A 24,268-nucleotide genomic window follows, 5' to 3' on the forward strand; every position below is an offset into this window, starting at 1 on the left:
CAAAGGGGCCGTGCGCGAAACCTATACCGCCGATGCATCGGACTTCCGTCAATCTGTCTTGCCGCGACGTACCTTAAGGTTCTTGAGGCGGCCGGTGGGACCCCATTGCCTGAGCCCGATCTCCGGCGCATCGAGGTTCGCGAGATGGGCCGTGAGCTTCTTCCCTTCGGTCATGTTGTGCGCTTCAGCGAGCCTGCCCGCTTCTTCGACATCCGCCGCGAGAATCGCCGCCGTTATCGGGCGATGTTGTTCGACAATGGCGTCGCCACTCTCGACGAGCGCATCGCTCGAACGAATACAGATGCGAATCTGACGCTCGATCACTTCGTACTGGCTCTTCAGCCGTCCATGATCCGCGAGGTCGATGATGGCCTTATGGAACGCGAAATCCGCTTCGGCGATCGCGCGTTCGTTCGAGGACGCGCAACCCCGTTCGAGGGCGGCAAAGCAACTGCGGATCTTGTCCCGCTTCGCGGCGTTCAGCGTGCTTGCCACCAGTTGCGCGGCCAGACGCTCCAGGCTGGACCGCAGCGTATAAAGCTCCCAGACGTCCTTCGGGTTCAACGTGATGACCGTCCAGCCCGTATAGGGAACGAGTGTCGTCAGCCCCTCTTTAGCCAGTTGATGCAGCGCGGCCCTGACGGTGGCCCGCGAAAGATCCATCTGCTCCGCGAGCTGAATTTCAGTGATTCGCGCACCCGCCGGCAGATCCCCGCTGATGATCGATTCGCGAAGGACGTCGATGGCCTGAGAACCCATCGACTGCTTGACGATCCTCGGCACCTTCAGAACTGAAGACATAAACATGGCTCTCGCTTCGATGCGTTCTTCATCATTGTAGACAATCGCCAACGATCATCGCCCGGCCCGTACGCGGCGATGGCTCGCTCGACGCGCCCGGAAATAAGAGTACAATTGTCGGCATTACGTCGACAAGAGTTCGAACAATGTTCGGCTCCGCGACAGACGAAGGATGGAAGGGCGAAATGGCAAAAGAGACGGTAGCGGACATTCAGGGCGCCAAGGAAACGGGCACGGCACGCGTTTATGTGACCCTGCGAAACGAAATCCTCACGATGAAGCTCGCACCGGGCACGCATCTGGACGAGCAGGGCGTTGCGGAGCGCTTCGGCGTATCGCGGTCGCCGGTGCGCGAGGCGCTCGTCCGTTTGTCCGCGGAAGGGCTCGTGAACATCCTTCCGAACCGGGGCAACGTTGTCGCGCCCATGGACTTCGGCCGCGTGCCGGAGTTTCTCGATGCACTGGATCTGCTGCAACGCGTGACGACCCGGCTCGCCGCACTGCACCGCACCGACGACGATATCCAGACCATTCGGATCGCCGCGAAGACGTACGAAAAGGCGGCGGCGGCAAGCATCAAAAAGCGCAATAGCCTGGAGATGATCGAGAAGAATTACGAGTTCCACATGGCCGTGGCCAGGGCCGGAAAGAACGTGTACTTCGCGGATATCTACCGCCGTTTGCTGGAAGAAGGGCGACGCATGCTCAACCTTCACTTCCAGTTTCAGACGCTCGCGAACATGAGTTCCGAGCAGATGGCGAGCGACCATACGGACATGGTGGCCGCAATCGAAGCAGGCGATGCCGACTGGGCCGAGGCCACCGCCCATCAGCACGCGGTTCAGTTCAAGGGCCGCTTCATGCAGTTCCTCGATCGAAACCTGACCGCGCAGATGCCCGTCAATTACCCGGCGAGCAAATCGGCCTGAAAGCAAATCGGCCTGAAGCCGAGACTTCAGGCCGGTTTTCTCGCTCGCGCTGGCGTCAGTTCTTCTCCGCATGAGCCGTCGCGTGGTCGGAGACCAGCCGGCCGCCGACTGCCCAGCTCGCGTGCGCTCGCTCGTCGAAGACGATTTGCACGTCCGTGAGCGTGCAACGTGCGATGCGGGCGGTCTCGCGCGTGAGCACTTCGGCGAGTTCGGATTTTTGCTCCAGGGTTCTTCCTGCGAGCATTTCTACACGAATGATGGGCATGACAGTTCCTTCGGGGATGACGGCAAGTCGTTACTCGGGTTGCGATGCGAAAGCCAGATAGGCCGTTGACACGAGCCATCCGCAATCGATCGGCAGCGTGACGCCGGTAATCGCGGCGGCTTCGCTCGAACACAGGAAATGGACCGCATCGGCGACTTCGGACGGCTTCACGAAGCGGCGCAGCGCCGAGCGTTCGATCACCGCGTTCGGATCGCGTTGACCACTGTCGATGCGCGCCTGCATGGCCTGCGTCAGCGTGTAGCCCGGCGCGACCGCGTTCACGCGCACGCCGCGCGGGCCCCATTCGGCGGCCATCGTCTCGGTCAGCGCCTTGAGCCCGGATTTGCCGACGGTATAGGCGACCTGCGCGGACGAGCGGAACGTGGTCATCGAACATAGATTGATGATCGATCCGCGGCCCGCTTCGCACATGGAGGCGCCGAACGCCCGCGATGCGATCAGCGTTCCGCGCACGTTGATCTGGAACAGCCGGTCGAACTCGGCGAGATCCATGTCCAGCACGCGCACGGCGTTCTGCAGGATGCCGCCCGCATTGACGAGCGCCTGGGGCGCGCCGTATTCCGCGATCACCGCCGATGAGAACGCGGCCACCGCCTCTTCGCTCGCCAGATCGACCCGGTGAAAATGAGCGTCCAGCTTCTCGGCCCGCAGTTCTCCGGCGACACGATTCCCGCCTTCGGCATTCACGTCCGCCAGGATCACACGACGCCCGGCGCGAGCGAAGCGACGCGCGCAGGCCTCGCCGATGCCGCTCGCGCCACCCGTTACGACGACCGCTCCCTGATTGTCCGGCATTTTCCTCTCCCGATGTGACCGGCGATAGCTACGCCGGCCCGTCTAAAAACGACTCCGTTGAGTCGACCTAATGCCGACAATGCTCACACTGAGCGTCAGGCAAGTCAAGAAATCCAGCCGATTTTCATGCACTCATGTTTACCCTCATGCATGCATTAAACCCTTATGCGACGGGCTTATGAACGCAAAACGAACCCTCGGTTAATTTTTTCACGTTGACATTGTCGGCTTTTGATCGACAATGCGAGCTATGGACGAGATGCACTTGTCGCGACGATGAAGTTGTAGAGGCTGTGTCGACAAGCACAGCAAATAATTGTCGCCAATCATCCATTCCATGTGAGCCGGACTACCGCTGTTTCTCGACTGGGAAGCCGGCAAGCGGCGTGCACCTTCAACTTGGAACCCGAGCCAGCATCAAGTCAGACGGCTCGTGAACGATCGGGAATCGATATGGCAAGCGCGAGAATTGGGGTCGACATCGGCGGGACTTTCACGGACCTTGTGTTGCTCGACGACAAGGGATATGTGACCTTCACGAAGGTCTCTTCGACGCCGGCGGCGCCCGAGGAGGCGGTACTGACGGGCGTGCAGCGCATCCTCGAACAGGCGGGCATGAAAACGTCCGATGTCACCGAGGTGCTGCACGGCACGACGGTCGGTTCGAACACCATGCTGCAGAAGGTCGGCGCGAAGTGCGGCCTGATCACGACGAAAGGTTTCCGCGACGTGCTCGAAATCGGCCGTGTGCGTACGCCGACCATGTTCGACCTGTCGTGGGACAAGCCCGTGCCGCTCGTCGAGCGTCAATATCGTCTGGAGATCGACGAGCGCGTGCTCGCCTCCGGCGACGTGCTGCGCCCGACGCCGGTCGATCAGGTCATCGAGGCCGGCACGTTCTTCCAGAGCGAAGGTGTCGAGTCGGTGGCGATCTGCTTCATCAATTCGTACAAGAACGGCGCGAACGAAAAGGCCGCGCTCGAAGCGTTCCAGCAGGCATTCCCCGACATCAGCGTGACTGCGTCGATCTCCGTGCTGCCCGAATTGCGCGAGTACGAACGCACCTCGACGACGGTCGTGAATGCGTACGTGCTGCCGGCATTGCGGACCTATCTGCAGCGTCTGGAATCGGGACTCAAGCGGATCGGCGTCAATGCACCGCTTCTGGTGAGCAACTCGAACGGCGGCTTGTCCAGCGCGCGGATCGCTCAGGACACGCCGGTGTTCTTCATCTCGTCAGGCCGCTCGGCAGGCGTGGTCGGCGCGGGCCGCCTCGGCGACGCGATCAAGGAACAGGAACTCGTGGTCTTCGACATGGGCGGCACGACAGCATCCGCGTCGCTGATCCACGAAGGGCAGCTCGCGCGCACCAACGAATACGAATTCCGCGCCGGCATCTCGACGCCGAGCCGCTTCATCAAGGCGGGCGGCTACATGATGCGCGTGCCGACCATCGACGTCGCCGAAGTGGGCAGCGGCGCGGGCTCGATCGCATGGACCGACGCGGGCGGCCTGCTCAACGTCGGTCCGGTGTCGGCGGGCGCGTATCCCGGACCGGTGTGCTACGGCATCGGCGGCGAGAAGCCGACCGTCACCGACGCGAACGCCATTCTCGGCTTCCTGCCGCAGAAGCTCGCGGGCGGGACGATGGAACTGAACATCCAGGCCGCGCGCGATGTGGTCGACACGCTGCTCGCGAAGCCTTTGGGTATCGGCGTCGAGGAGACGGCGGTCGGCATCCGCGAAGTCGTGAACGTCAACATGGCGCGGACCATCAAGGCGGTGACCGTGGAGCGCGGCGTCGATCCGCGCGATTTCACCCTCGTGGCATTCGGCGGCTCCGGTCCCGTGCACGCGTGCGATCTGGCGCGCGCGCTCGACATGAAGCGCGTCGTGTTCCCCGCGGCGCCCGGCGTGTTCACCGCGATGGGCATGCTCGCTGGCGCAGTCGAGCGCTATTTCGTGCGTCCGTCGCTGAGCCTGCTCGACACGCTCGATATCGACGCGCTCGCGGATGTCGTCGCCGAAATGCGCGCCGACGCACGCAAGGCGCTCGCCGACGAAGGCTATTCGGCCGATCGCATCGAATACGTATTCGATCTCGACATGCGCTTCAAGGGACAGGATTACGAGATTCCGGTCCGCATTCCCGACACACTCGGCGAGAGCGCGCGCGAGGCATTGCGCAGCGGTTTCCGCGACGCCTACGCCGCGATCTACGGCTACGCATCCAGCGATGCGATCGAGTGCGCCAACGTCCGGCTGCTCGCACGCGGCGTCGCGACGAGCACGCTCGACTTCAATGACATCCGCAGCGCGAAATCGGCGGGGAGCAACGAGGAAAAGAGCACGCGCCGCGTCTATTTCGATCGCAAGACGGGCTGGGTCGATACGCCCATCGTGCCGCGTTCGAAACTGGACAAGCCGCTCGACGGGCCCGTGATTCTCGAAAGCTCCGACACCACGATCGTGATCCCGCCGGGCTGGCGCGTGAGCACCGACAAGGTAGGCAGCGTGATTGCCTCACTCGACTGATTTCGCCGATTTCACTGGAGTAGTCATGACCCAACGTAACGTTGACCCGATCACTTTCGCGGTCGTCAAAAACGCGCTCGACACTATCGTCGATGACATGGCCTTTGCCGTGATGCGCACCGCCCGTTCGCCGATCATTCGCGACGTGCTCGATTATTCCGTCACGATGTGCGATGCCAAGGGCCGCATTCTCGCGCAGGCAAAAACGGTGGCCTTGCATCTGGGCGCGGTGCCCGACGCGGTGGACGTGATCATCGACAAGTACGCCGCCACGGTCGAACCCGGCGACGTCATCATCCTGAACGATCCGTACGAAGGCGGCATGCACCTGCCGGACATCTTCATGTTCAAGCCGATCTTTCATGAAAAGCGGCTGCAGGGCTTCTCGGTCGTCATCGCGCACCATTGCGATGTCGGCGGACGCGTGCCGGGTTCCAACGCGGCCGATTCGACCGAGATCTTTCAGGAAGGCATCCGGATTCCGCCGACGAAGCTCTACCAGCGCGGCGAGCCGAACGAGACGCTCTTCAACATCATCAGGAAGAACGTGCGTCTGCCGGATCTCGTGCTCGGCGACCTCGACGCGCAACTCGCTACATGCAATATCGGCGAGCGCGAACTGCTGCGCATGATCGACCGCTACGGCGAAGAAAACCTGCAAGGCTATTTCGACGAACTGCTGGACTACGGCGAACGACTGACGCGTCAGGCGATTGAAGCATGGCCCGATGGCGTGTACCGCTTCACGGATTACATCGACAACGACGGCTTCTCCGAGGACGCCATTCCCATCGACTGCGCGATCACGGTGGCGGGATCAAAGGTCAGCGTGGACTTCGCCGGATCGTCGCCGCAAGTGCGCGGCGCGATCAACTCGACGCTCTCGTTCGTGAAGTCGGCCACCTATCTCAGCGTGCGCTGCGCGCTCGAAGCCGACGTGCCGAACAACGCGGGCGTGTATCGCTGCATCGAGATCACCGCGCCGGAAGGCTCGATCCTCAATCCGCGCATGCCGGCTCCGGTCGCCGCGCGCGCCCTGACAGGTTATCGCGTGGTCGACTGCGTGCTCGGCGCGCTGGCGCAGATCGCGCCGAAAAAAGTCATGGCGGCGGGTGAGGGCGGCAACACGGTCATTGCGTTGAGCGGCTATGCGAAGGGAGCGAGCGAGCCTTTCATCCTGGTCGACATGATCAACGGCGCGTGGGGCGGCCGCTTCAACAAGGACGGTGTCGAAGGCGTGACCAACCCCTCGCAGAACATGTCGAACATGCCGATCGAAACGCTCGAAGCGCGCTATCCGATCGTCATGGAAGCGTACGGCTTCGCGACGGATTCGGGCGGCGCGGGTGAATATCGCGGCGGCCTCGGGCTGGTGCGCGAATACCGCATCGAAGCGGAAGAAGTGGTGGCCCAGATCCGTTCGGACCGCGCAAATCACGCGCCGTACGGTCTCTTCGGTGGCGGCACGGGAGCCTGCTCCGCGAACTATCTGCGCTCGGATGAAGGCCTCACGCCGCTGCCCAGCAAGTTCACGCGGACGCTTCATCGCGGCGCGATCATCCGCCACGAACAGGCAGGCGGCGGCGGTTACGGCGATCCGCTGACGCGCACGTTCGAGCGCATCGAAGCCGATCTCGCAAATGGAAAGATCACGCGCCGGTACGCCGAAGAACACCACAACGTCGTGTTCGATGGCGACAAGATCGACCGCGTGCGCTCGAACGCCGCGCGCAACACGAAGTGATACCGAGGAGATGACCCGATGAATCAGAGTCTCAAGGATCGACTGCAGGAGCTGGGTATCGCGTTGCCGCAATCCGCGCCCAAGCCCGGCGCGAACTTTCTGCCGGTCAAGAAGGTGGGCAACCTCCTGTACGTGTCGGGACAGGTTCCCGTGCTCGACGGCGTGGATCACTACGTCGGCAAGATTGGCAGAAACCTCTCGATCGAAGATGGCCAGGCCGCCGCGCGGCTGTGCGCAGTCAACATGCTCGCGCAGGTGGATCGTGCGGTGGAAGGCGACTTCAGCCGGGTCGCCGGATGCGTCCGGCTCGGCGGCTTCGTCAACGCGACGGATGACTTCACCGACCATCCGAAGGTGATCAATGGCGCGTCCGACCTCATGGTGGCCGTGCTGGGCGACGCGGGCCGGCATACGCGCGCCGCCGTGGGATGCATCTCGTTGCCGCGAGGTGTGGCGGTCGAGCTCGAAGGCATTTTCGAACTGAAGTAAGGCATGAGCGCGTAGCAAGAAAGATAACTGTCTATTGAAATCCCTTATCTGCAGAGGTTGATCATGTTCAAGATGTCTCGATTCCTGGGCCGCGCACTGCTGGGCGCGACTGCGATTGGCGCGCTTGCGGCGAGCTCGGCTACTTACGCGCAGGACAATTCCAACTGGAAGAGCGTGCGGCAGGCCGGCGTGCTTCGTTGCGGCATCGCCACCTCGCCGCCGTACACGATGAAGGACCCGAAGACGGGTACTTATAGCGGCGTGTTCCCGGACCTGTGCCGTCAGTTCGGCGAGCAGGTGCTCAAGGTGAAGGTCGAGTATGTGGACACCACATGGGACAACATCGTCGCGGGTCTGCAATCCGAGAAGTGGGACATCTCGCTGTCACTCAACGACACGCCGGAACGCCGCAAGGCCATTTCGTTCTCTGAGCCCGTGGTCGATTACAGCGTGACCTTCACGTACAACAAGAACAACCCGAAGGTGCCGAAGCAGATCCAGTCGATCGCCGATATCGACAAGCCGGGCACGACGGTCACGGTGATGTCGGGCACGGCGCAGGACAAGGCGATCTCGGCCGTGCTCAAGCAGGCGACCATCATGCGTCTGCCGGGCTTCGATGAAACGCGCCTCGCACTGATGTCCAAGCGCGCCGATTTGCTCGCCGACGACAACATGACCAACCTGCTGCTGACGCGCGCGCATCCTGACTGGGCGGAGGCGTTCAAGCCGAACCCGTTGCTGGCTCAGCAAGGCATCGCTTTCGGCATTCGCAAGGACACGCCTGCCGCGGACGTCGCCGTGCTGAATCAGTTCATCGAGAAGCAGAAGCAGTCGGGCGCGGTGAACACCCTCGTCGATGCATCGGTGAAGCAGACCGTAGCCGCGACGAAATAAGCGGAACCGGGTCGGCGGCGCCGCGTCTGACGTGGCTCCGCCATCGGGTTCGGACGACGGGAATGGCTCCATCGATGAGTCATGCGTTTGAATGAAGTCGTGAGCGCCAGCGTTGCGCTCCGCTGGAGGATGTCCTCATGTTTCTATCTCAGGCACAAATACAACCGGTGACGAAGTCGGCCCGACCTGCGAGTGTCGCGCCGTTGTCGTCGGTGTCGGGCGATTTCGTGCAGTTGAAAAACGTGTACAAGTCGTACGGCGAGAATCTGGTCGTCATGGACCGCATGAGCCTCGACATGCGCGCCGACGACCGGCTGGTCGTGATCGGCCCGAGCGGCAGCGGCAAGAGTTCGCTGCTGCGCGTGATGATGGGCCTCGAAGGCGTGCAGGGCGGCGAGATCACGTTTCAGGGCAGGCCCTATATCCAGGGCGCCGATGTGGGCGGCTCGAAGCGGATCGACCCGAAGCTGCAGAAACAGATCGGCATGGTGTTTCAGCACTACACGCTCTTTCCGCATCTCTCGGTGCTCGGCAATCTGATTCTGGCGCCAGTCAAGGTGCTGGGTCTCAGCAAGCAGGACGCAACGGAACGCGCGCGAAAGTACCTTGCGCGGCTCGGGCTGGAAAGCAAGTTGCACGCGTACCCGAGCCAGCTTTCGGGCGGCCAGAAGCAGCGCGTGGCGATCGCGCGGGCGCTGATGCTGGAGCCCAAGCTGATGCTCTTCGACGAAGTGACCTCGGCGCTCGATCCGGAGATGGTCATCGAAGTGCAGAACGTGATGCTGCAACTCGCCGAGCAGAAGATGGCGATGATCATCGTCACGCACGACATGCATTTCGCGCGAGACATCGCGACCCGGGTGGTGTTCTGCGCGAGCGGCAAGGTGGTCGAGGAAGGCGCGCCCGCCGACATGTTCAAGTGCCCGAAGGAAGCTCGCACGCGCGAGTTTCTGGAGAAGGTCCTTCATCTGGATTGAGCGAGGCGGATCATGGGCTATCAGTTTGATTTCGATTTTCTGAACGGAAGCGCGGAGACGCTGCTGCGCGGCCTGAAGGTCACGCTGGAACTGGCGGTGGCCGCCAATGTGATGGGCCTCGTGCTCGGCTTCATCCTGTGTCTCCTGGTGATGAGCCGCTGGCAGTTCGTGCGCTGGCCGGCGCAGCTCTTCATCGAGTTTTTCCGCTGCACGCCGGCATTGCTGCAGATCGTGTGGTTCTTCTACTGCATTCCGATGATGGTCGATGTCTTCATCGATCCCGTCGTAATGGGTGTGCTCGCACTCGGGCTGAACCTGACCGCCTTCAACGCGGAAGCGTATCGCGCCGGCGTGCAGGCCGTGCCGAAGGAGCATCTCGATGCCTGCGTCGCACTGGGACTGAAGCCGTGGCAGCGCACGTTCTTCGTGGTGCTCCCTCAGGCATTGCGCAGCGCGCTGCCCGTGCTGATGACCAACGGAATCGGCACGCTGCAGCAAAGCGCGCTGGTCGCGATCGTCGCGGTGGCGGACCTCATGTATGTCGCGAAAAGTCTGGCAACGGAAGCCTATCGGCCACTGGAAACCTACTCGGTCGTCGCGCTGATCTATTTCGCGCTCTCGCTGCCGATCTCGCGTCTGGTTCATGTGATCGAGCGCCGGCAGGATGCCGCCGTGCAGCGTTAAGGGGATGACAATGAATATCGATCTCGGGATCGTCGCGTCATACTGGCTCGTGCTTCTGAAGGGCCTCGGCCTCACCGTCGCGTTCACGGGCGGCTGCGCCATACTGGGCAGCCTGCTCGGCTTCGTCCTCAGCCTCTTGCGGATGTCGCCGTCGCGCTGGGTGAAGGCGCCGACGTGGCTGTACGTGGAACTCTTTCGTGGCACGCCGCTGCTCATCCAGCTCTTCTGGATCTTCTTCTGCTTTCCCGTGGTGTTTCGTTTGCCGATCCCGCCGTATCTGTCGGTGATCATTGCGCTGACGCTCTACATGACCGCGATCACCAGCGAGACGTTTCGCGGCGCGCTCAAGTCGATATCGGGCGAGCAGCATGATGCATGCATCGCGCTCAGCCTTTCGCCTCAGGCGAAGATCATCCATGTGATTTTTCCGCAGGCGTTGCTGCGCGCGATTCCACCGCTCCTGTCGAACGTGATCAGCCTCTTCAAGGAGAGTGCGCTGATCTCGTCTGTGGGCGTGGCCGATCTCATGTACGTCGGCCAGAGCATCTCGAACGCGACGGCGCGCCCGCTCGAATTCCTCACCACGGTCGGCATCATTTATTTCGTGGTCGCCTTTCCGCTGACCCGGCTGGTTGGCTTGATCGAAACGAGATTTCTTCGCCGCTTTGCATATTGAGCGTCGAAGGTATTCAATAAAAAACAGATCTGATTTGCAGCACGGACACTATCGAAGATGAACTCCGTACCCCGCGAGCGTTTTTCCCATCCCATGGCGGCTTCCGCACCGAGCGAGCAGGCGGTCGTGATCGGCGGCGGCATCGTCGGCACCTGTTGCGCGCTCTACCTTCAGCGCAACGGCTTTCAGGTGACCTTGATCGATCCCGCGGCGCCGGGCGACAGCACGGCCAAATGGAGCTGCGGCCAGATTTCGGTCGGCGAGATCATTCCGCTCTCGAAACCGGGCCTGCTCATGAAAGTGCCGGGCTGGCTCATGGATCAGACCGGTCCTCTTGCGCTGCGGCCGAGCGCGTTGCCGGGAATCATTCCCTGGCTGCTTCGCTTCATGTCGTGCGCGCGGCACTCGAAGATCGAGAGCATCGCGCGTTCGATGGCCTCGCTGACGAAGGACGTGTTCGCCGACTACGCGCCCTTGCTCGATGCGTGCGGCGACAAGGCGCTGCTCATCCAGCGGCCCGTCATGCAGGTGTTCGACGGACCCGAAGGCGTGGAACGCGAGCGCGGTCATATGGACCTTCGAGCGTCGCTCGGATTCTCGTCGCAGGTGCTCGATGCGGCGGAGATCGGCGATCTGGAACCGGCGCTCGGCGGCCGCTTCTCGCACGGCATCCTGCTGCCGCAGTGGCGCTTCGTGAGCGACACGGAAGGCTTCATCGCGGCGCTGACAGAGAGCTTCGAGGAGCAGGGCGGACGACGGCTCCGCACCACGGCGGTCTCGATCGATGAGGACGCCGGGCGCGCGACAGGCGTCACGCTCGCGAATGGCGAACGCGTCGGCGCGACGCAGGTGGTGCTCGCCGCGGGCGCGGGCGCCACACGCTTTTTTTCGCAACTCGGCATCCACGCGCCGCTCGAAGGCGTGGCGGGTTATCAGGCGCTTCTGCCCGAGCCGGGCGTCGAATTCCGGCATTCGGTGATTTATGCCGATGGCGGCTTTTGCTTCACGCCGATGCGCCGTGGCTTGCAGATCGGCGGCACGATCGAGTTCTCGGGGCGAAACGCCAAGCCGAATTTCCGGCGCGCGGAAATCATCCTCGAGAAGGCGCGCCGCGTTCTGCCGCAGCTTAACGCCGACAGGCACGAGTTCGGTGTCGGGTATCGGCCGTTTCTGCCGGACACGAAGCCGATCATCGACCGGTCGCGGAGACTGCCGAATGTGCTGATGGCGATCGGACATGGACAACTGGGCCTGACGCTCGGCGCGACGACCGGGCGTCTGATCGCCGATCTCGCCACCGGGCGCACGCCGAAGCAGGATCTCGAAGCGTTCAGTGCGTATCGCTTCTGACGCCATCCATTTTTAACGTGAGGCCATCATGCGCTGGAAAAAGACCCTTCAACTCGTAGGCGTGCATTGCGAAGGCGAGATCGGGAAAGTCATCACGGGCGGCGTCGTGAACATTCCCGGCACGACGATGCTCGACAAGATGAACTACATCAACGAGGTCGATGACAGCCTGCGAAAGCTCGTCGTGCTCGAACCGCGCGGATGCCTGCAGATGTCGGTGAACCTGCTGTTGCCGCCGACGCGTCCCGAGGCGCACGCGGGCTTCATCGTGCTTCAGTCCGACAAGGCGCATCCCATGTCGGGAAGCAATTCGATTTGCGTCGTCACCGCGCTGCTCGAAATGGGCATCGTGCCGATGCAGGAGCCGGAAACCACCGTCGTGCTGGACACGCCGGCGGGCCTCGTCACGGCGCGGGCCACCTGCCGTGACGGGCGTTGCGTAGGCGTGTCGCTGAACATGGTTCCGGCGTTCGTCGAGCATCTCGATCTGCCGATCGAAACGGCGGAATTCGGCACGATCAAGGTGGATGTCGCTTTCGGCGGCGTGTACTACGCGCTCGTCGATGTGGATCAGGTGGGCCTCACCATTGCACCGGAGAATGCGCGCCGGCTGGCGGATCTCGGCGTCGGGCTGCGAAACGTCATCAATGAACAGGTAAGCATTCGACATCCGCTTTATCCTGAGATCAACCAGATTGCTTACGTGATGTTCCGCAACCGCGTGAGCGACGTGGAGTATCAGACTTGCACGACGTTGCCGCCGGGGCGAATCGACCGGTCCCCGTGCGGTACCGGCAGTTCGGCGAATCTCGCGACGCTCGCCGCGCGAGGCAAGGTCGATGTTGGCGGCAAGCTGAAATCGCGCTCGACGATCGGAAGCGAGTTCGGTGTCGAGCTGCTCGGGAAGACGGAAGTGGGCGGCAAGCCTGCGGTGCTGCCGCGTATCAGCGGGCGCGCGTGGATTTATGGCATCGAGCAAATCGGCGTCGATCCGGATGATCCACTGGCGGCCGGCTTCATGCTGAGCGATACCTGGGGCGAAGGGTTCCCGAAGAAGTAGGGCGTCGCGCGTCTCGCCCGCGGGCGGGGCGCGCTTTTCGCGCTTCATCATCGATATAGCAATTAGCGGTACTAATTACGAAGGACGTTCATGATTACCGGAAAGACTGGCGTTTTCTTCATGGTGGCGGACCCGATCGAACAGGTGCGCACGCCGGAGATTTTCAACAAGGTGCTGCCGCTGAGCGACGACGACGCGGTCATGGTGCCGCTTCAGGTTGCGCCGAAGAATCTCGAAGCAACCGTGCGCGCGCTCTTCAGTTCGGCGACGACGCGCGGCATGGTGCTGTCGATTCCTCACAAGACCGCGGCGGCTTCGATCGTCGATCGTCTCTCGAAGGGCGCGCAGGTCGCCAACGCGGTGAACGCCATCCGGCGCAACGCGGCGGGCGAACTCGAAGGCGAATTGTTCGACGGGCTCGGCTTCGTCAAGTCGATGGAGCGCTATGCGATGGAGTATCGCGGCAAGTCGGTGCTGCTGGTGGGCGCAGGCGGCGCGGCGAGCGCGATTGCGGCCGCGCTGTCGGAAGGCTCCGTGTCGTCGATCGGCCTGTACGATCCGGATACGGCCAAGGCGCGTCAGTTGGCGGCGTCGATTCAGAAGCAGTACGGCGTGCCCGTTTCCGTGCAGGAGAACAACGATCCCGCCGCGTTCGAGGTCGTGATCAACGCGTCGCCGCTCGGTCTCAAGACGAACGATCCGCTGCCGGTGCCGGCCGATCGACTCGCACCGCGAGCGCAGGTCTGCGACATCCTCATGAAGAATCAGCCGACGCCGCTGCTCAAGGCCGCGATGGACCGCGGCATGACGGTTCTTCCCGGTTTCGACATGCTGATTCTGCAAACGCCGCTGTTTCTCGATTTCTTCGGAGCGCACAAGGCAGCGGAACTGCTTCGCACCGACGATTCGATCGTGCGTGACATGTTGTTCCCGGCGGAGCTTCGCGACCTGGTCAAGCGGGCGGCGTAAATCGATTCAAAAGGAGAAGGCCGGTTCTGCGTATTGCAGAACCGGCCTTCTTCATGGTGCGCCCTCTCGTCGATGAGAGGGCGACGGCTCATCGCGCGAATTCATCGAGGCTGAATCCGTGCGCATAAGGCTGCGATTCATCGACATAGTGCTCGCCGCGGCCGGTAATCCACGCCTGTCCTTCGATGCTCGGCAGTACCGCATCGAGACCGCTTTCGAGTTTCGTCACTGCTTCCACCCGTCCGACGAACGAACTCAGGATCAGGCTCTGATGCGTAAAGGCCTGTCCCTCGCGCAGCAAACCTCTGGCATGGCGTTGAGCCACGCGCGCCGACGTGCCCGTGCCGCACGGCGAACGGTCGATGATCGACGCACCCGCGATAACCACCGCGCGGCCGTCTGCACCCGTTCCCTGAGGCGCGCCTGTCCACATGCAGTGCTTCACGCCGCGAATGGCCGGCTTGTCCGGGTGAACGACGTCGATCGTGCGATTGACGACGTCCTGCATTTGCCGCCCGTATTCGAGCAACTGGTCGGGCGTGAAGTGCTCGCAGCCGGGGAAATTCGGCTGGACTTCGACGATCGGATAGAAATTTCCGCCGTACGCGATGTCGAGCACGAGCTTGCCGAAGACAGGATGATTCACTTCCACGTCGCGGTGGAGCAGAAAACTCGGGACGTTGGTAAAGCGCACCATCTTGACCCGGTTGCCCTCGGTTTCATAGACGGCCGTCAATTGACCGGCAGGAACATCGACGACGATCTTGCCGGGCTGGCGCGGCTTCACCAGACCCGTTTCAATGGCGAACGTGATCGAACCGATCGACGCGTGTCCGCACATCGGCAGAAAGCCCGATGTTTCGATAAAGAGCAGGGCCATGTCCGCGTTCGCGGAGATCGGCGGATAAAGAATGGTTCCGGACATATTGCCGTGACCGCGCGGCTCCATCATGAGCGCGCGACGCAGCCAGTCGTATTCCGCGATGAACGCCTCGCGCACTTCCAGCATCGAAGCGCGTTTCACCGACGGCGCGCCGCCGATGACCATCCGCACGGGCATACCGCCGGTATGACCTTCGATACATTCGAATCGATATTGGGTCATGCAAGTTTCCTGGACTGATGTGTTGGATCTCTCGATGAAAAAGCAACGAACCACCGGCGCCCGCAAGGGACGCAGTGGTTCGACCGGATAAAGCTCAGGCTTGACTGGGCTTGTCCCAGAGATTCAGCGACTGGCCAATCCCTTTCTGCACGGCATTCCTGTACAGATCATAGCCCCAGCTGATATCGAATACCGCCATGCCGCACGCGATGAAGATGACGCGCTCCTTGCTGCTCTCGCGGCCGGGTTTCACGCCGTTCACGACATCGCCCAGACCCGTCGAGTCGGCGAGCGAAGGCAGCTTGCCCGCGTCGATCAGACGATAGAACGGACCGCCGATGACGCCGTTGTAGTACGCCTCCTTGTTGCCGGACGCGATCGCGTCTTCGACATAGGCCTCCTGCAGCGCGGTGTGATCGAAGACGATCCTGCAATTCGTGAGGAACGACTCGTCCGTGTTGAACGGGCCGGACACGAGAATGGCGGCGCCTTCCTTGATCCACTCGTCCTTGAAGTGCAGCGGCTTGAGCCGGGACGCGGCGATGGTGATGACATCGGCATCGCGGAAACCCTGTTCGGCGACATCGACGCCGATAGCGCTGATGCGATACGTCGCCTCGACCCAGCTCGCGAACTCGTTCGCCTTGTCGAGGAAAACATCGAAGCAGACCACTTTTTCGATGCCTTCGAGCTGCGTCATGATCGCGGTGAAACAGGCCTTGTTGATCGGGCCGCAACCGATCACCGAAGCCGTCTTCGCATCCCTGTTCGCCAGATACTTCGCCGCCACGCCCGGCACGGCGCCCGTGCGCGCCGCGCTCAACAGGTTCGCCGACATGAGCGCGAGCGGCGCGCCCGTGTCCTTGTCGTTGATCATCATGGTGAGGATCGAGCGCGGCAAGCCCTTTTGCGCATTTGCATGATTCGAGCCGTACCACTTGTTGCCGCATACGTCGAAACGCCCGCCGAGATAACCCGGCATGGCGGCGAAACGGCGATCCGGTCCGGCCACCGGCATGTTGGGGAACTTGGTCTCCTTCGGAAACACGATGTTCATGCCGTGATTGTTGTGATTGGCGCCGCCCATCAGATAGTCGCCTTTGCCGAGCAGGCTGAAGGTTTCTTCGCAGACGGTCACGCAGCGCGCGGCATCGTTCACGCCGGCTTCGATCATGTCGGGTTCCGACAGATACAGAAAATCGATCTTGGGGTACATGGATTTACCTCTTGGAAATGGTTGGATCAGAAGCGCAGAAGCGGCGCGATGTCATACAGACGGCATGCGGAACTCCGCGCATTGGCGCGCATGAGGAAGTTCAGCTTTTCGATGCGTTCGCCCGAACGCGGCGCACCGTTTTTCTGGAAGGGCACTTCGAGGCCGACGGAGAAATCCATCACGACATCGTCGACGACGCCGCCCGAGCGGCCCGACGGCACGGCGATCAACCCGTGCTCGTGCGCGAACCGGTACGCATCCATCGCTTCGGTGATCGTGCCGACCTGATTGGGCTTGAGCACGAAGCCGTCCACCGCGCGCGTGTCATGCGCGCGGCGCAGCAGTTCGAGGCTCGTCACCGTGAGATCGTCGCCGAGCACGATCGTGCGCTGGAGTTCGCGCACGGCCTTGCTATAGCCGTTCCAGTCGTTTTCATCGAGCAGGTCTTCGATGAACACCAGATTGAAGCGCTCGGTCAGATACTTCGCGTAGGCAATCAGCTCGTCCGACGAAACATGCTCGCCCTTGAGGAGATAACGGCCGGTTTGTTTGTCGTACATCTCGCTCGATGCACAATCCAGCGCGAACGCGATACGGTCGGTGTAACCGCATTCGTCGATGGCTTTCTGCATCAGCGTCAGGATCATTTCCGGGTCTTCGGAGGGCGCGGCATAGCCGTACGAGCTCGCCACTTGCGGCTTGTGTCCGAGATACGCCGTCAGCACGTCCGCGAGTTTCTGAAACACCGCCACCGCCATTTCGATCGCGAAGTCGATGCTCTCGGTGCCGTAAGGCACGATGAGAAACTCGTTGAACGCTTGCGTGAAGCCTTCGTAGCGTCCGCCGTTGATCACATTGAAGCAGGGCACCGGCACCGTCCAGATGTCGCGGCCGGCGATGTGCTCGTAGAGCGGAATGGCGCGCGCGTCGGCGGCGGCGCGAAACGCGGCGATGGAAACCGAGTAGATCGTATTGCCGCCCAGACGGTGTTTGTCCGGCGTGCCGTCGAGCGCGATCATCTTCTCGTCGATGGCCCGCTGATCGAACACGTTCATGCCGATCAGTTCCGGACCGATGATCTTCACCGCGTTCTCCACGGCCTTGTGGACGCTGAGTCCCTTATACGTCGACGGATCGCCGTCGCGCAGCACGAACGACTCGTGCATGCCGACCGACGTGCCCGTTGGCGCCGCGCCGCGCCCGAGTGCGCCGCTTTCGGTGCGGATCTCGACCTCGACGGCGGGACGGCATTTGCAGTCGATGATCTGCTGCGCGCGAACGGAGAGGATCTTGTCTTCCATCACTTGCTCTCCTTCAGTGCCGGGACGTAGAGGATGTTCAGGTCGCACAGGTTGGTGCCGGTGTTGCCCGTGAACACGGCCGAGCCGATGGACGAAAGCGCTTCGTAGCAGCTGTGCTCGCGCAACGCCTGAAAGAGACTCACGCCCTTGTTCGCGGCCGCTTTGAAGCTGGTGGAATCCGTGATGCCGCCCGCGACCTTCGCGGTGCCGTCCGTGCCTTCGCTGTCGATCGAAAGCAGGCACGCGCCCTTGGCTTTCTCGGCGGTGATCGCGAAACCCACGGTCATTTCCTGACCCGGTCCGCCGTGGCCTTTGATGACGCTGTTATCGCCGATATGCGTCGTCACTTCGCCCGAACTCAGCAGCACGCAAGGCGGCTTGATGGGATTGCCGTAGGTCTGGATCTCGCGCGCCATCGACGCGAAGAATGTCCCCGCGTCGCGGCTTTCGCCTTCGAGGAACGAGGTGACGATCATCGCGGGAAGGCCCATGTCCTCGCAGATTTCCTTCGCGTAGATGCAGGAATCCGGCAGCGTGTTGAGCAGAAAGTAAGTGTTCTCGGGGAACGCCTTGGGCGTCTCGCCTTCGGGGCCGGCGTTCATCAGATAATCGACGACGCTCTTCGGCAGACGGTCCGCGACGTTGCGATTGACGATGGTCGCGCGCGCATCGTCGAGCGTCGTCATGTCCGGGCCGATGGGCGTGCTCTTGTACGCCGCGTACGGCACGGCGATGTCGCCTGTCGCGGGCGAGCCCACCGCATCGCTGATGCCGAAACCGATCAGTTCCGCGCCGACAGCCTGAATGCGTTTCGCCAGCATGCCGCCGTTGAGCGCGGAGATATGCCGGCGCACGGCGTTGATTTCGTAGATGCCCGCGCTGGACTTGAGCAGCACGTCGGTGGTATCGATCTCGTCCTGCAGCGTAATGCCGTCGATCGGACACGACATGAGCGCGGAACTTCCACCGCTGATCACCGCGATGAAGAGATCGTCCGGCCCGGCCTGATCCACGAGGTCGATGATCTTCTTCGACGCACGGTGCCCTTCCTCGTTCGGCAGAGGATGACCGCCGACGAACACTTCCGTCCTGTTGAAGCGGTCCGATTCTTCGTGAATCTTCACGATGGCGATGCCGTATGTCAGGCGATCGCCGAGCACGTGATCGACGGCCATCGCCATGTGATTGCAGGCCTTGCCCGCGCCGACCAGATACACGTTGCGCTTCTTCGACAGGTCCCACGAACGCGTGCCGATATGCAGCGTGTCGCCGTCGAGTCGCATGATGCTTTGAATGCGCCGATAGCTGTCGAGACGTTCGAGCGTGCGGTCGGCGATATCGAGGACGATGCGCCGGGACTCGACATCGCCATGAGAAAGAATCTCTGTGGAATTACGTATCTTCTTCATACGAGGGCAGGTGTTGGGTGGCCTTGACGTAGGTGCAATTTAGGCAATCACCCTGCACAGATACATGTACACTTGGCCAAGCTCGCGGATCGCTGTACAGGCTCCGCAACCTACACACACAGGCCTGGTTTCGAGTCCTCGTATGAAGCCCGTTCTTTCGCTGGATCCCGGTTCCGAGACGTCGCTCACCATGCAGATCGTGGCGGGCATCGTCGTCGAGGTCGAAGAGAAGCGCTGGCGGCCCGGCGCGCGCGTGCCGAGCATTCGCGCGTTCGCGGTCGCGCATGGCGTGTCCACCTTCACCGTGGTGGAGGCGTATGACCGGCTCGTCGCGCAAGGCGTGCTGGTGGCGCGGCGCGGCTCGGGATTCTACGTCTCGGAGCGGCGCCTGGGCGCGCCTCAGAAGGGCGCGGAAAAGCTCGACGAGAAAGTCACGAACGGATGGCTCGTGCGCAATTTTCTCGGCGCGAGCGAAGGCGCCATTCACGCGGGCGCGGGCTGGCTTCCCGAAACCTGGTTCGATAGCGAAGGCATCGCGCGTTCGCTCAGGCAACTCGCCGCGCACCCCGAGCATTTGCTGGGCTATGGGCCTGCGCGCGGCTTCGACCGGCTGCGCGAACAGATCGTGCGGCAACTCGCGGAATACGAAATCGAAACCGATGCCGGCGGCGTCATGACCACGCTGGGCGCGAATCAGGCGCTCGATCTCGTGATTCGCCAGTTCACGCAGCCCGGCGATATCGTCATGGTGGACGAGCCTTGCTATAGCGATCTTCTGGTCGCGCTGCGCATGCGCGATGTCGAAACCATCGGCATTCCGATGAAGCCCACCGGCCCTGATGTCGCCGCGCTGGAAACCGCGCTCGAAACGCATCGCCCGAAGCTCTACTTCACGAACAGCAGGCTGCACAATCCGACCGGAGCCAGCTACAGTTCCGCGGCGGCCTACAAGGTGCTGAAGATCGCCGAGCGCCACGGCTGCCTGATCGTCGAGGACGATGTCTCGGCCGATCTCGTGCAAGGCGCGCACTTCACGCTCGCGTCGATGGATCAGTTGAAGAACGTGATCTATGTCGGCAGCTTTTCGAAGACCATCGGTGCGGGCTTGCGCGTGGGTTTCGTCGTCGCCGATCACGACGTGGTCGAAGGCCTGCTCTATCAGAAGCTCGTGTCGGGCATGTCGACGCCGACGGTGACCGAGCGCCTCGTCAGCGCGATCCTGTCGGAAGGGCATTACCGGAAGCAGACCGAGCAATTGCGCGATCGCCTCGGGGCCGCGCAGGAGAAGACGTGCCGCAGGCTCGAAGCGAGCGGCTTCGAAGTGTTCTGTGAGCCGCGCTCCGGCATGTTTCTCTGGGCGAGGCCGAGCGGCATCGACGCGGATTCGTCCCGGCTCGCGGAACTCGCGCTGCAGGAAAAGATTCTGCTGGCGCCCGGGCACCTGTTCTTCGCGGGCCGCATGAAGACGGGCTGGCTCAGGTTCAACGTCGCGCATTGCAACTTCGACCGCCTGTACAACTTTCTCGCGGATGCCGTAGGCCGCTGAGCGTCTTTCCAAGTGTGTAGTTCCCGCCGCCTGTACAGGTATCGCGGTGTGTGCATGTCGCGCGCGATTTCAGCGAGCGAGCATGTGCCGATGCGGAAACACACGGAGAGAGAACGGATGAGCCACGACCTTTCGCGCTTCGCGATCAATCAGATCACGACGCCCAAATGGACCATGCCTGAAGCACTCGAAGGCTACAGGCGGCAGGGAATCAGCGGCATTGCGGTCTGGCGGCAGTTTCTGGAGGACTACGGCGTCGCGCAAACGCGCAAGCATCTCAGGCAACTGGAGATGTGGGTGCCATCGCTGTGCACGAGCGAATGGCTCAATGTCAGCGTAGACCAGAGCATGACGGCGGCGATCGACACGAATCGCCGTTTGCTCGATGCCGCCGCGGAAATCGGCGCAGCCTGCCTCATGATGGTGGTAGGCGGCATGCCGCCCGACAGCAAGGACATTGCGGGCCAGCGCGCCCGCGTGCGCGACGCGCTTTTCACGCTGCTGCCGCATGCGCGCGAAGTCGGCGTCAAACTTGGCCTCGAGCCTTTGCATCCGATGTACGCCGGCGACCGCAGCGTGCTGAATTCGATCAAGGTCGCCAACGATCTGTGCGACGAGCTCGGCGAAGGCGCGGGTCTCGTTCCCGACGTGTACCACTGCTGGTGGGACCCGGCCTTCGAGACGGAGCTTCGCCGCGCGGGCCCGGAGCGCATCATCACCTTCCACTATTGCGACTGGCTCGTGCCGACGCGGAACCTGCGCGACCGCGGCATGGTCGGCGACGGCGTCATCGATATTCCGCGCATCAAGGGATGGCTCGACGATATCGGCTATGCCGGGCCTTTCGAGCTGGAAATCTTCTCCGAGCTGGACTGGTGGGAACGGCCGCCGGAGGAGACGGTTCGCGTGGCGATCGAGCGATGCGGGCCACATGTCGGCGCGGCTACTTCGAATTCGTGACAAGTCGATTGAGCGCCTGAGTTCGCCTCTCACAAAGGTTGACATGCCCGCATTTCGCCTTTTATTATTGTACGCAACGTTGCATACAACGTGATACTCAAGTATGAATTCACTGGAGGAAACTCATGCAAATGAAAGGCATCCTGCCCGCATTGGTCACACCGTTTGACGCGTCAGGCGCGGTCGATCACGACACGCTGGCGGACATTCTCGAATTTCAGTTGAAGGCGGGAGTCAGTGGCTTCGTGCCGCTCGGATCGACGGGCGAGTACTACGCGCTGACGCACGACGAGCGGCGCGCGATCCTGAAGACCGTGCGCGAAGTCGTGGGTGACCGCGGTGAACTGATCGGCGGGGCAAACGGTTCCTGCACGCGCGAAGTCATCGAACAAGTCCGGCTCGTGCGTGATGCGGGTTACAGGAACGTGTTGATCGCGCCGCCTTACTATGCGTTGCCGTCGCAGGAAGAATTGATCGGCCATTACGAGGCGATCCTGGATGCCGTGCCGGATGTCGACATCGTCCTGTACAACTACCCGGTGCGAACCAACGTCGAAGTCGGCTTCGGCGTGCTCGACGCCTTCAAGGACAATCCGCGCGTGATCGGCATCAAGGAAAGCAGCGGCAATCTCCTGCGCGCGATCGAAATCGGCGAGAAGTACAAGGGTAGCTATCAGCTCTCGTGCGGCTCGGACGATCAGGCGCTCGACTTCTTTCTGTGGGGCGCAACGAGCTGGATCTGCGGACCGGCGAACTGCTTCGCGAGCCACGTCGTCGACTTCTACACGAAGTTCTCGGCTGGCGACATTCGCGGCGCGCAGGACGTCATGCGCAAGCTGTTTCCCGTCATGGCGACGATGGAAGCGGGCAAGTTCGTGCAAAAGGTCAAGTACGGCTGCGAGTTGGCGGGCTTCAAGGTGGGCAATGCGCGTCTGCCACTCAAGCCGCTGACCGACGCGGAAAAGGCCGAATTTCGCACGGTGTACGAAGCATCGCAGGCATGAAATCGCGCAAACAAGGGTGTTCATGAAGTCCTACGACAAACTCTTTATCGGCGGCCGCTGGGTCGCGCCCGCGAAGAACGGATGTTTCGAGACCATCGATCCGTGCAGCGAAGAAGTCATCGCGCAGGTGGCCGCGGCCACGGCGGAGGACGTCGATCTCGCGGTCGCGGCCGCGCGCCACGCGTTCGATGAAGGTCCGTGGCCGCGCATGAGTGGCGTCCAACGCGGCGCGGTGTTGCGGCGTATCGGCAAAGGCATTCGCGCCCGTCTCGACGAACTGGCGAAACTTGAAGTTCGCGACAACGGCAAGCCCTTGCCCGAAGCGCTATGGGACCTCGGCGATGCGGCCGGTTGCTTCGAGTACTACGCGGGTCTCGCCGAACGACTCGATGCGCACACGGAGACGCCCGTCGCGCTGTCCGACGATCGTTTCAGTTCCATAGCGCGCAAAGAGCCGGTCGGCGTGGCGGGTGCCATCATCCCGTGGAACTTTCCGATGCTGATGGCGGCGTGGAAGGTCGCGCCCGCACTGGCGGCAGGTTGCACGATGGTGCTCAAGCCGTCGGAGCTCACGCCGCTGACCGCGCTGGAGCTCGCCGATATCGCCGCCGCCGCGGAACTGCCCGCGGGCGTGCTCAACGTGATCACGGGTCTCGGCCCCGACGCCGGCGCGCCGCTGAGCGAACACCCGGGCATCGACAAGCTGGCGTTCACCGGCAGCGTGCCGACCGGCAGCCGCATCATGCAGGCCGCCGCCCGCGACATCAAGAACGTGAGTCTGGAACTCGGCGGCAAGTCGCCATTCATCGTGTTCGATGACAGCGATATCGACGCCGCGGTCGAATGGATCATGTTCGGCATCTTCTGGAATCAGGGCGAGGTGTGCTCGGCAACGTCGCGCGTGCTCGTGCAACGCGGCATCTACGATCGGCTGGTCACGCGCCTCGAGGAAGAAACGCGCAAGATCACGATCGGCAACGGACTGGACGAGGGCGTGTTGCTCGGGCCGCTCGTGAGCCGCGGGCAATACGACAAGGTGCGGGCGGCGGTCGCGCGCGGGCGCGAGGAGGGCGCGCGGCTCGTGACCGGCGGCGAGCGGCCGGCGCATCTCGACCGGGGTTATTTCATGACGCCCGTCGTGTTTGCCGACGTGCCGGAGCAGAGCTGGATCTGGCAGGAAGAAGTCTTCGGGCCCGTGGTCTGCATTCGCCCGTTCGAGGACGAAGCCGAAGCCGTCCGCTCGGCCAATGACTCGCGCTTCGGTCTGGCTGCTGCGGTCATGTCACGTGACATGGCGCGTTGCGAGCGCGTTGCGCGCAGGTTGCGGGCGGGCATCGTATGGATCAACTGTTCGCAGCCCACGTTCACCGAAGCCCCGTGGGGCGGCTACAAGCAGAGCGGCATCGGCCGGGAACTGGGCGAGTGGGGCTTGAACAACTATCTCGAAGTGAAACAGATCACGCGCTACGAGAGCGACAAGCCGTGGGCCTGGTACATGAAATCGCGATGATAAACTCGAAGCCGCGCCCGTCTCT

General features: G+C 62.4%; 22 protein-coding genes. 15 read left to right on the forward strand and 7 right to left on the reverse strand.

What is annotated here, in order from left to right; all coding sequences use genetic code 11:
• Nucleotides 1–48 precede the first annotated feature (48 nt).
• Nucleotides 49–852, reverse strand: coding sequence for a GntR family transcriptional regulator (locus tag AWB70_RS17550; protein ID WP_235024277.1), 804 nt, complete (start codon nucleotides 850–852; stop codon nucleotides 49–51).
• Between the two features lie 134 nt (nucleotides 853–986).
• Here AWB70_RS17550 and AWB70_RS17555 point away from each other — a divergent pair, with 134 nt between their 5' ends.
• Nucleotides 987–1,730, forward strand: coding sequence for a GntR family transcriptional regulator (locus AWB70_RS17555; RefSeq protein WP_053570750.1), 744 nt, complete (start codon nucleotides 987–989; stop codon nucleotides 1,728–1,730).
• 55 nt (nucleotides 1,731–1,785) lie between these two features.
• Here AWB70_RS17555 and AWB70_RS17560 read toward each other — a convergent pair whose 3' ends face one another.
• Together AWB70_RS17560 and AWB70_RS17565 are read right to left on the reverse strand one after the other, a co-directional pair.
• Complete coding sequence (locus AWB70_RS17560) at nucleotides 1,786–1,995, reverse strand: tautomerase family protein (RefSeq protein ID WP_053570476.1); 210 nt, start codon at nucleotides 1,993–1,995, stop codon at nucleotides 1,786–1,788.
• 30 nt (nucleotides 1,996–2,025) lie between these two features.
• On the reverse strand, nucleotides 2,026–2,811 hold the full coding sequence (locus tag AWB70_RS17565; protein WP_053570475.1) for an SDR family NAD(P)-dependent oxidoreductase: 786 nt from the start codon (nucleotides 2,809–2,811) through the stop codon (nucleotides 2,026–2,028).
• Between the two features lie 453 nt (nucleotides 2,812–3,264).
• Here AWB70_RS17565 and AWB70_RS17570 point away from each other — a divergent pair, with 453 nt between their 5' ends.
• From AWB70_RS17570 to AWB70_RS17615, 10 genes are all read left to right on the forward strand, one after another.
• Entirely contained in the window at nucleotides 3,265–5,346 is a 2,082-nt protein-coding gene (locus tag AWB70_RS17570; protein ID WP_053570474.1) for a hydantoinase/oxoprolinase family protein, read from the forward strand.
• A gap of 25 nt (nucleotides 5,347–5,371) precedes the next feature.
• Complete coding sequence (locus AWB70_RS17575; RefSeq protein ID WP_053570473.1) at nucleotides 5,372–7,090, forward strand: hydantoinase B/oxoprolinase family protein; 1,719 nt, start codon at nucleotides 5,372–5,374, stop codon at nucleotides 7,088–7,090.
• An 18-nt stretch (nucleotides 7,091–7,108) separates the two neighbouring features.
• On the forward strand, nucleotides 7,109–7,579 hold the full coding sequence (locus tag AWB70_RS17580) for a RidA family protein (RefSeq protein WP_053570472.1): 471 nt from the start codon (nucleotides 7,109–7,111) through the stop codon (nucleotides 7,577–7,579).
• Nucleotides 7,580–7,642: 63 nt separating this feature from the next.
• Nucleotides 7,643–8,476 (forward strand): substrate-binding periplasmic protein, encoded by an 834-nt coding sequence (locus AWB70_RS17585; protein WP_014193351.1) that lies wholly within the window; start codon nucleotides 7,643–7,645, stop codon nucleotides 8,474–8,476.
• A 137-nt stretch (nucleotides 8,477–8,613) separates the two neighbouring features.
• A complete protein-coding gene (locus tag AWB70_RS17590; RefSeq protein WP_143281652.1) occupies nucleotides 8,614–9,453 on the forward strand; it encodes an amino acid ABC transporter ATP-binding protein in 840 nt (279 codons plus the stop codon).
• 12 nt (nucleotides 9,454–9,465) lie between these two features.
• Complete coding sequence (locus AWB70_RS17595) at nucleotides 9,466–10,137, forward strand: amino acid ABC transporter permease (protein ID WP_014193349.1); 672 nt, start codon at nucleotides 9,466–9,468, stop codon at nucleotides 10,135–10,137.
• Nucleotides 10,138–10,147: 10 nt separating this feature from the next.
• Nucleotides 10,148–10,813 carry an amino acid ABC transporter permease gene (locus AWB70_RS17600; RefSeq protein ID WP_045456931.1) on the forward strand — a complete coding sequence of 222 codons (666 nt, stop codon included), beginning with the start codon at nucleotides 10,148–10,150 and terminating at the stop codon, nucleotides 10,811–10,813.
• A 57-nt stretch (nucleotides 10,814–10,870) separates the two neighbouring features.
• A complete protein-coding gene (locus AWB70_RS17605) occupies nucleotides 10,871–12,163 on the forward strand; it encodes an NAD(P)/FAD-dependent oxidoreductase (protein WP_053570471.1) in 1,293 nt (430 codons plus the stop codon).
• Nucleotides 12,164–12,191: 28 nt separating this feature from the next.
• The gene (locus AWB70_RS17610) at nucleotides 12,192–13,223 is read left to right on the forward strand and encodes a proline racemase family protein (protein WP_053570470.1); all 1,032 of its coding nucleotides are present in this window, start codon (nucleotides 12,192–12,194) and stop codon (nucleotides 13,221–13,223) included.
• Between the two features lie 90 nt (nucleotides 13,224–13,313).
• Entirely contained in the window at nucleotides 13,314–14,192 is an 879-nt protein-coding gene (locus tag AWB70_RS17615) for a shikimate dehydrogenase family protein (protein ID WP_053570469.1), read from the forward strand.
• An 88-nt stretch (nucleotides 14,193–14,280) separates the two neighbouring features.
• Here the strand turns inward: AWB70_RS17615 and AWB70_RS17620 are convergent, their stop codons facing one another.
• The 4 genes from AWB70_RS17620 to AWB70_RS17635 all read right to left on the reverse strand — a co-directional run bounded on the left by AWB70_RS17620 (nucleotide 14,281) and on the right by AWB70_RS17635 (nucleotide 19,223).
• Nucleotides 14,281–15,297 (reverse strand): 4-hydroxyproline epimerase, encoded by a 1,017-nt coding sequence (locus AWB70_RS17620; protein ID WP_053570468.1) that lies wholly within the window; start codon nucleotides 15,295–15,297, stop codon nucleotides 14,281–14,283.
• A gap of 94 nt (nucleotides 15,298–15,391) precedes the next feature.
• A complete protein-coding gene (locus AWB70_RS17625) occupies nucleotides 15,392–16,513 on the reverse strand; it encodes a tyramine oxidase subunit B (RefSeq protein ID WP_053570467.1) in 1,122 nt (373 codons plus the stop codon).
• A 26-nt stretch (nucleotides 16,514–16,539) separates the two neighbouring features.
• Nucleotides 16,540–17,814: a phosphopyruvate hydratase gene (gene eno, locus AWB70_RS17630; protein WP_053570466.1), complete on the reverse strand. Its 1,275-nt coding sequence runs from the start codon at nucleotides 17,812–17,814 to the stop codon at nucleotides 16,540–16,542.
• On the reverse strand, nucleotides 17,814–19,223 hold the full coding sequence (locus AWB70_RS17635; protein ID WP_053570465.1) for a glycerate kinase type-2 family protein: 1,410 nt from the start codon (nucleotides 19,221–19,223) through the stop codon (nucleotides 17,814–17,816). The genes eno and AWB70_RS17635 overlap by 1 nt, the downstream gene beginning before the upstream one ends.
• A gap of 142 nt (nucleotides 19,224–19,365) precedes the next feature.
• On the opposite strand from AWB70_RS17635, the gene AWB70_RS17640 reads away from it, so the two are divergent.
• From AWB70_RS17640 to AWB70_RS17655, 4 genes are all read left to right on the forward strand, one after another.
• Nucleotides 19,366–20,769, forward strand: a complete 1,404-nt coding sequence (locus tag AWB70_RS17640) for an aminotransferase-like domain-containing protein (RefSeq protein ID WP_053570464.1) — start codon at nucleotides 19,366–19,368, stop codon at nucleotides 20,767–20,769.
• A gap of 117 nt (nucleotides 20,770–20,886) precedes the next feature.
• Complete coding sequence (locus AWB70_RS17645) at nucleotides 20,887–21,729, forward strand: sugar phosphate isomerase/epimerase family protein (RefSeq protein WP_053570463.1); 843 nt, start codon at nucleotides 20,887–20,889, stop codon at nucleotides 21,727–21,729.
• A 125-nt stretch (nucleotides 21,730–21,854) separates the two neighbouring features.
• Nucleotides 21,855–22,733, forward strand: a complete 879-nt coding sequence (locus AWB70_RS17650) for a dihydrodipicolinate synthase family protein (RefSeq protein ID WP_053570462.1) — start codon at nucleotides 21,855–21,857, stop codon at nucleotides 22,731–22,733.
• A 22-nt stretch (nucleotides 22,734–22,755) separates the two neighbouring features.
• On the forward strand, nucleotides 22,756–24,243 hold the full coding sequence (locus tag AWB70_RS17655; RefSeq protein ID WP_053570461.1) for an aldehyde dehydrogenase family protein: 1,488 nt from the start codon (nucleotides 22,756–22,758) through the stop codon (nucleotides 24,241–24,243).
• Nucleotides 24,244–24,268 lie beyond the last annotated feature (25 nt).

This window comes from Caballeronia cordobensis (genome assembly GCF_001544575.2).
Lineage (GTDB): Bacteria > Pseudomonadota > Gammaproteobacteria > Burkholderiales > Burkholderiaceae > Caballeronia > Caballeronia cordobensis.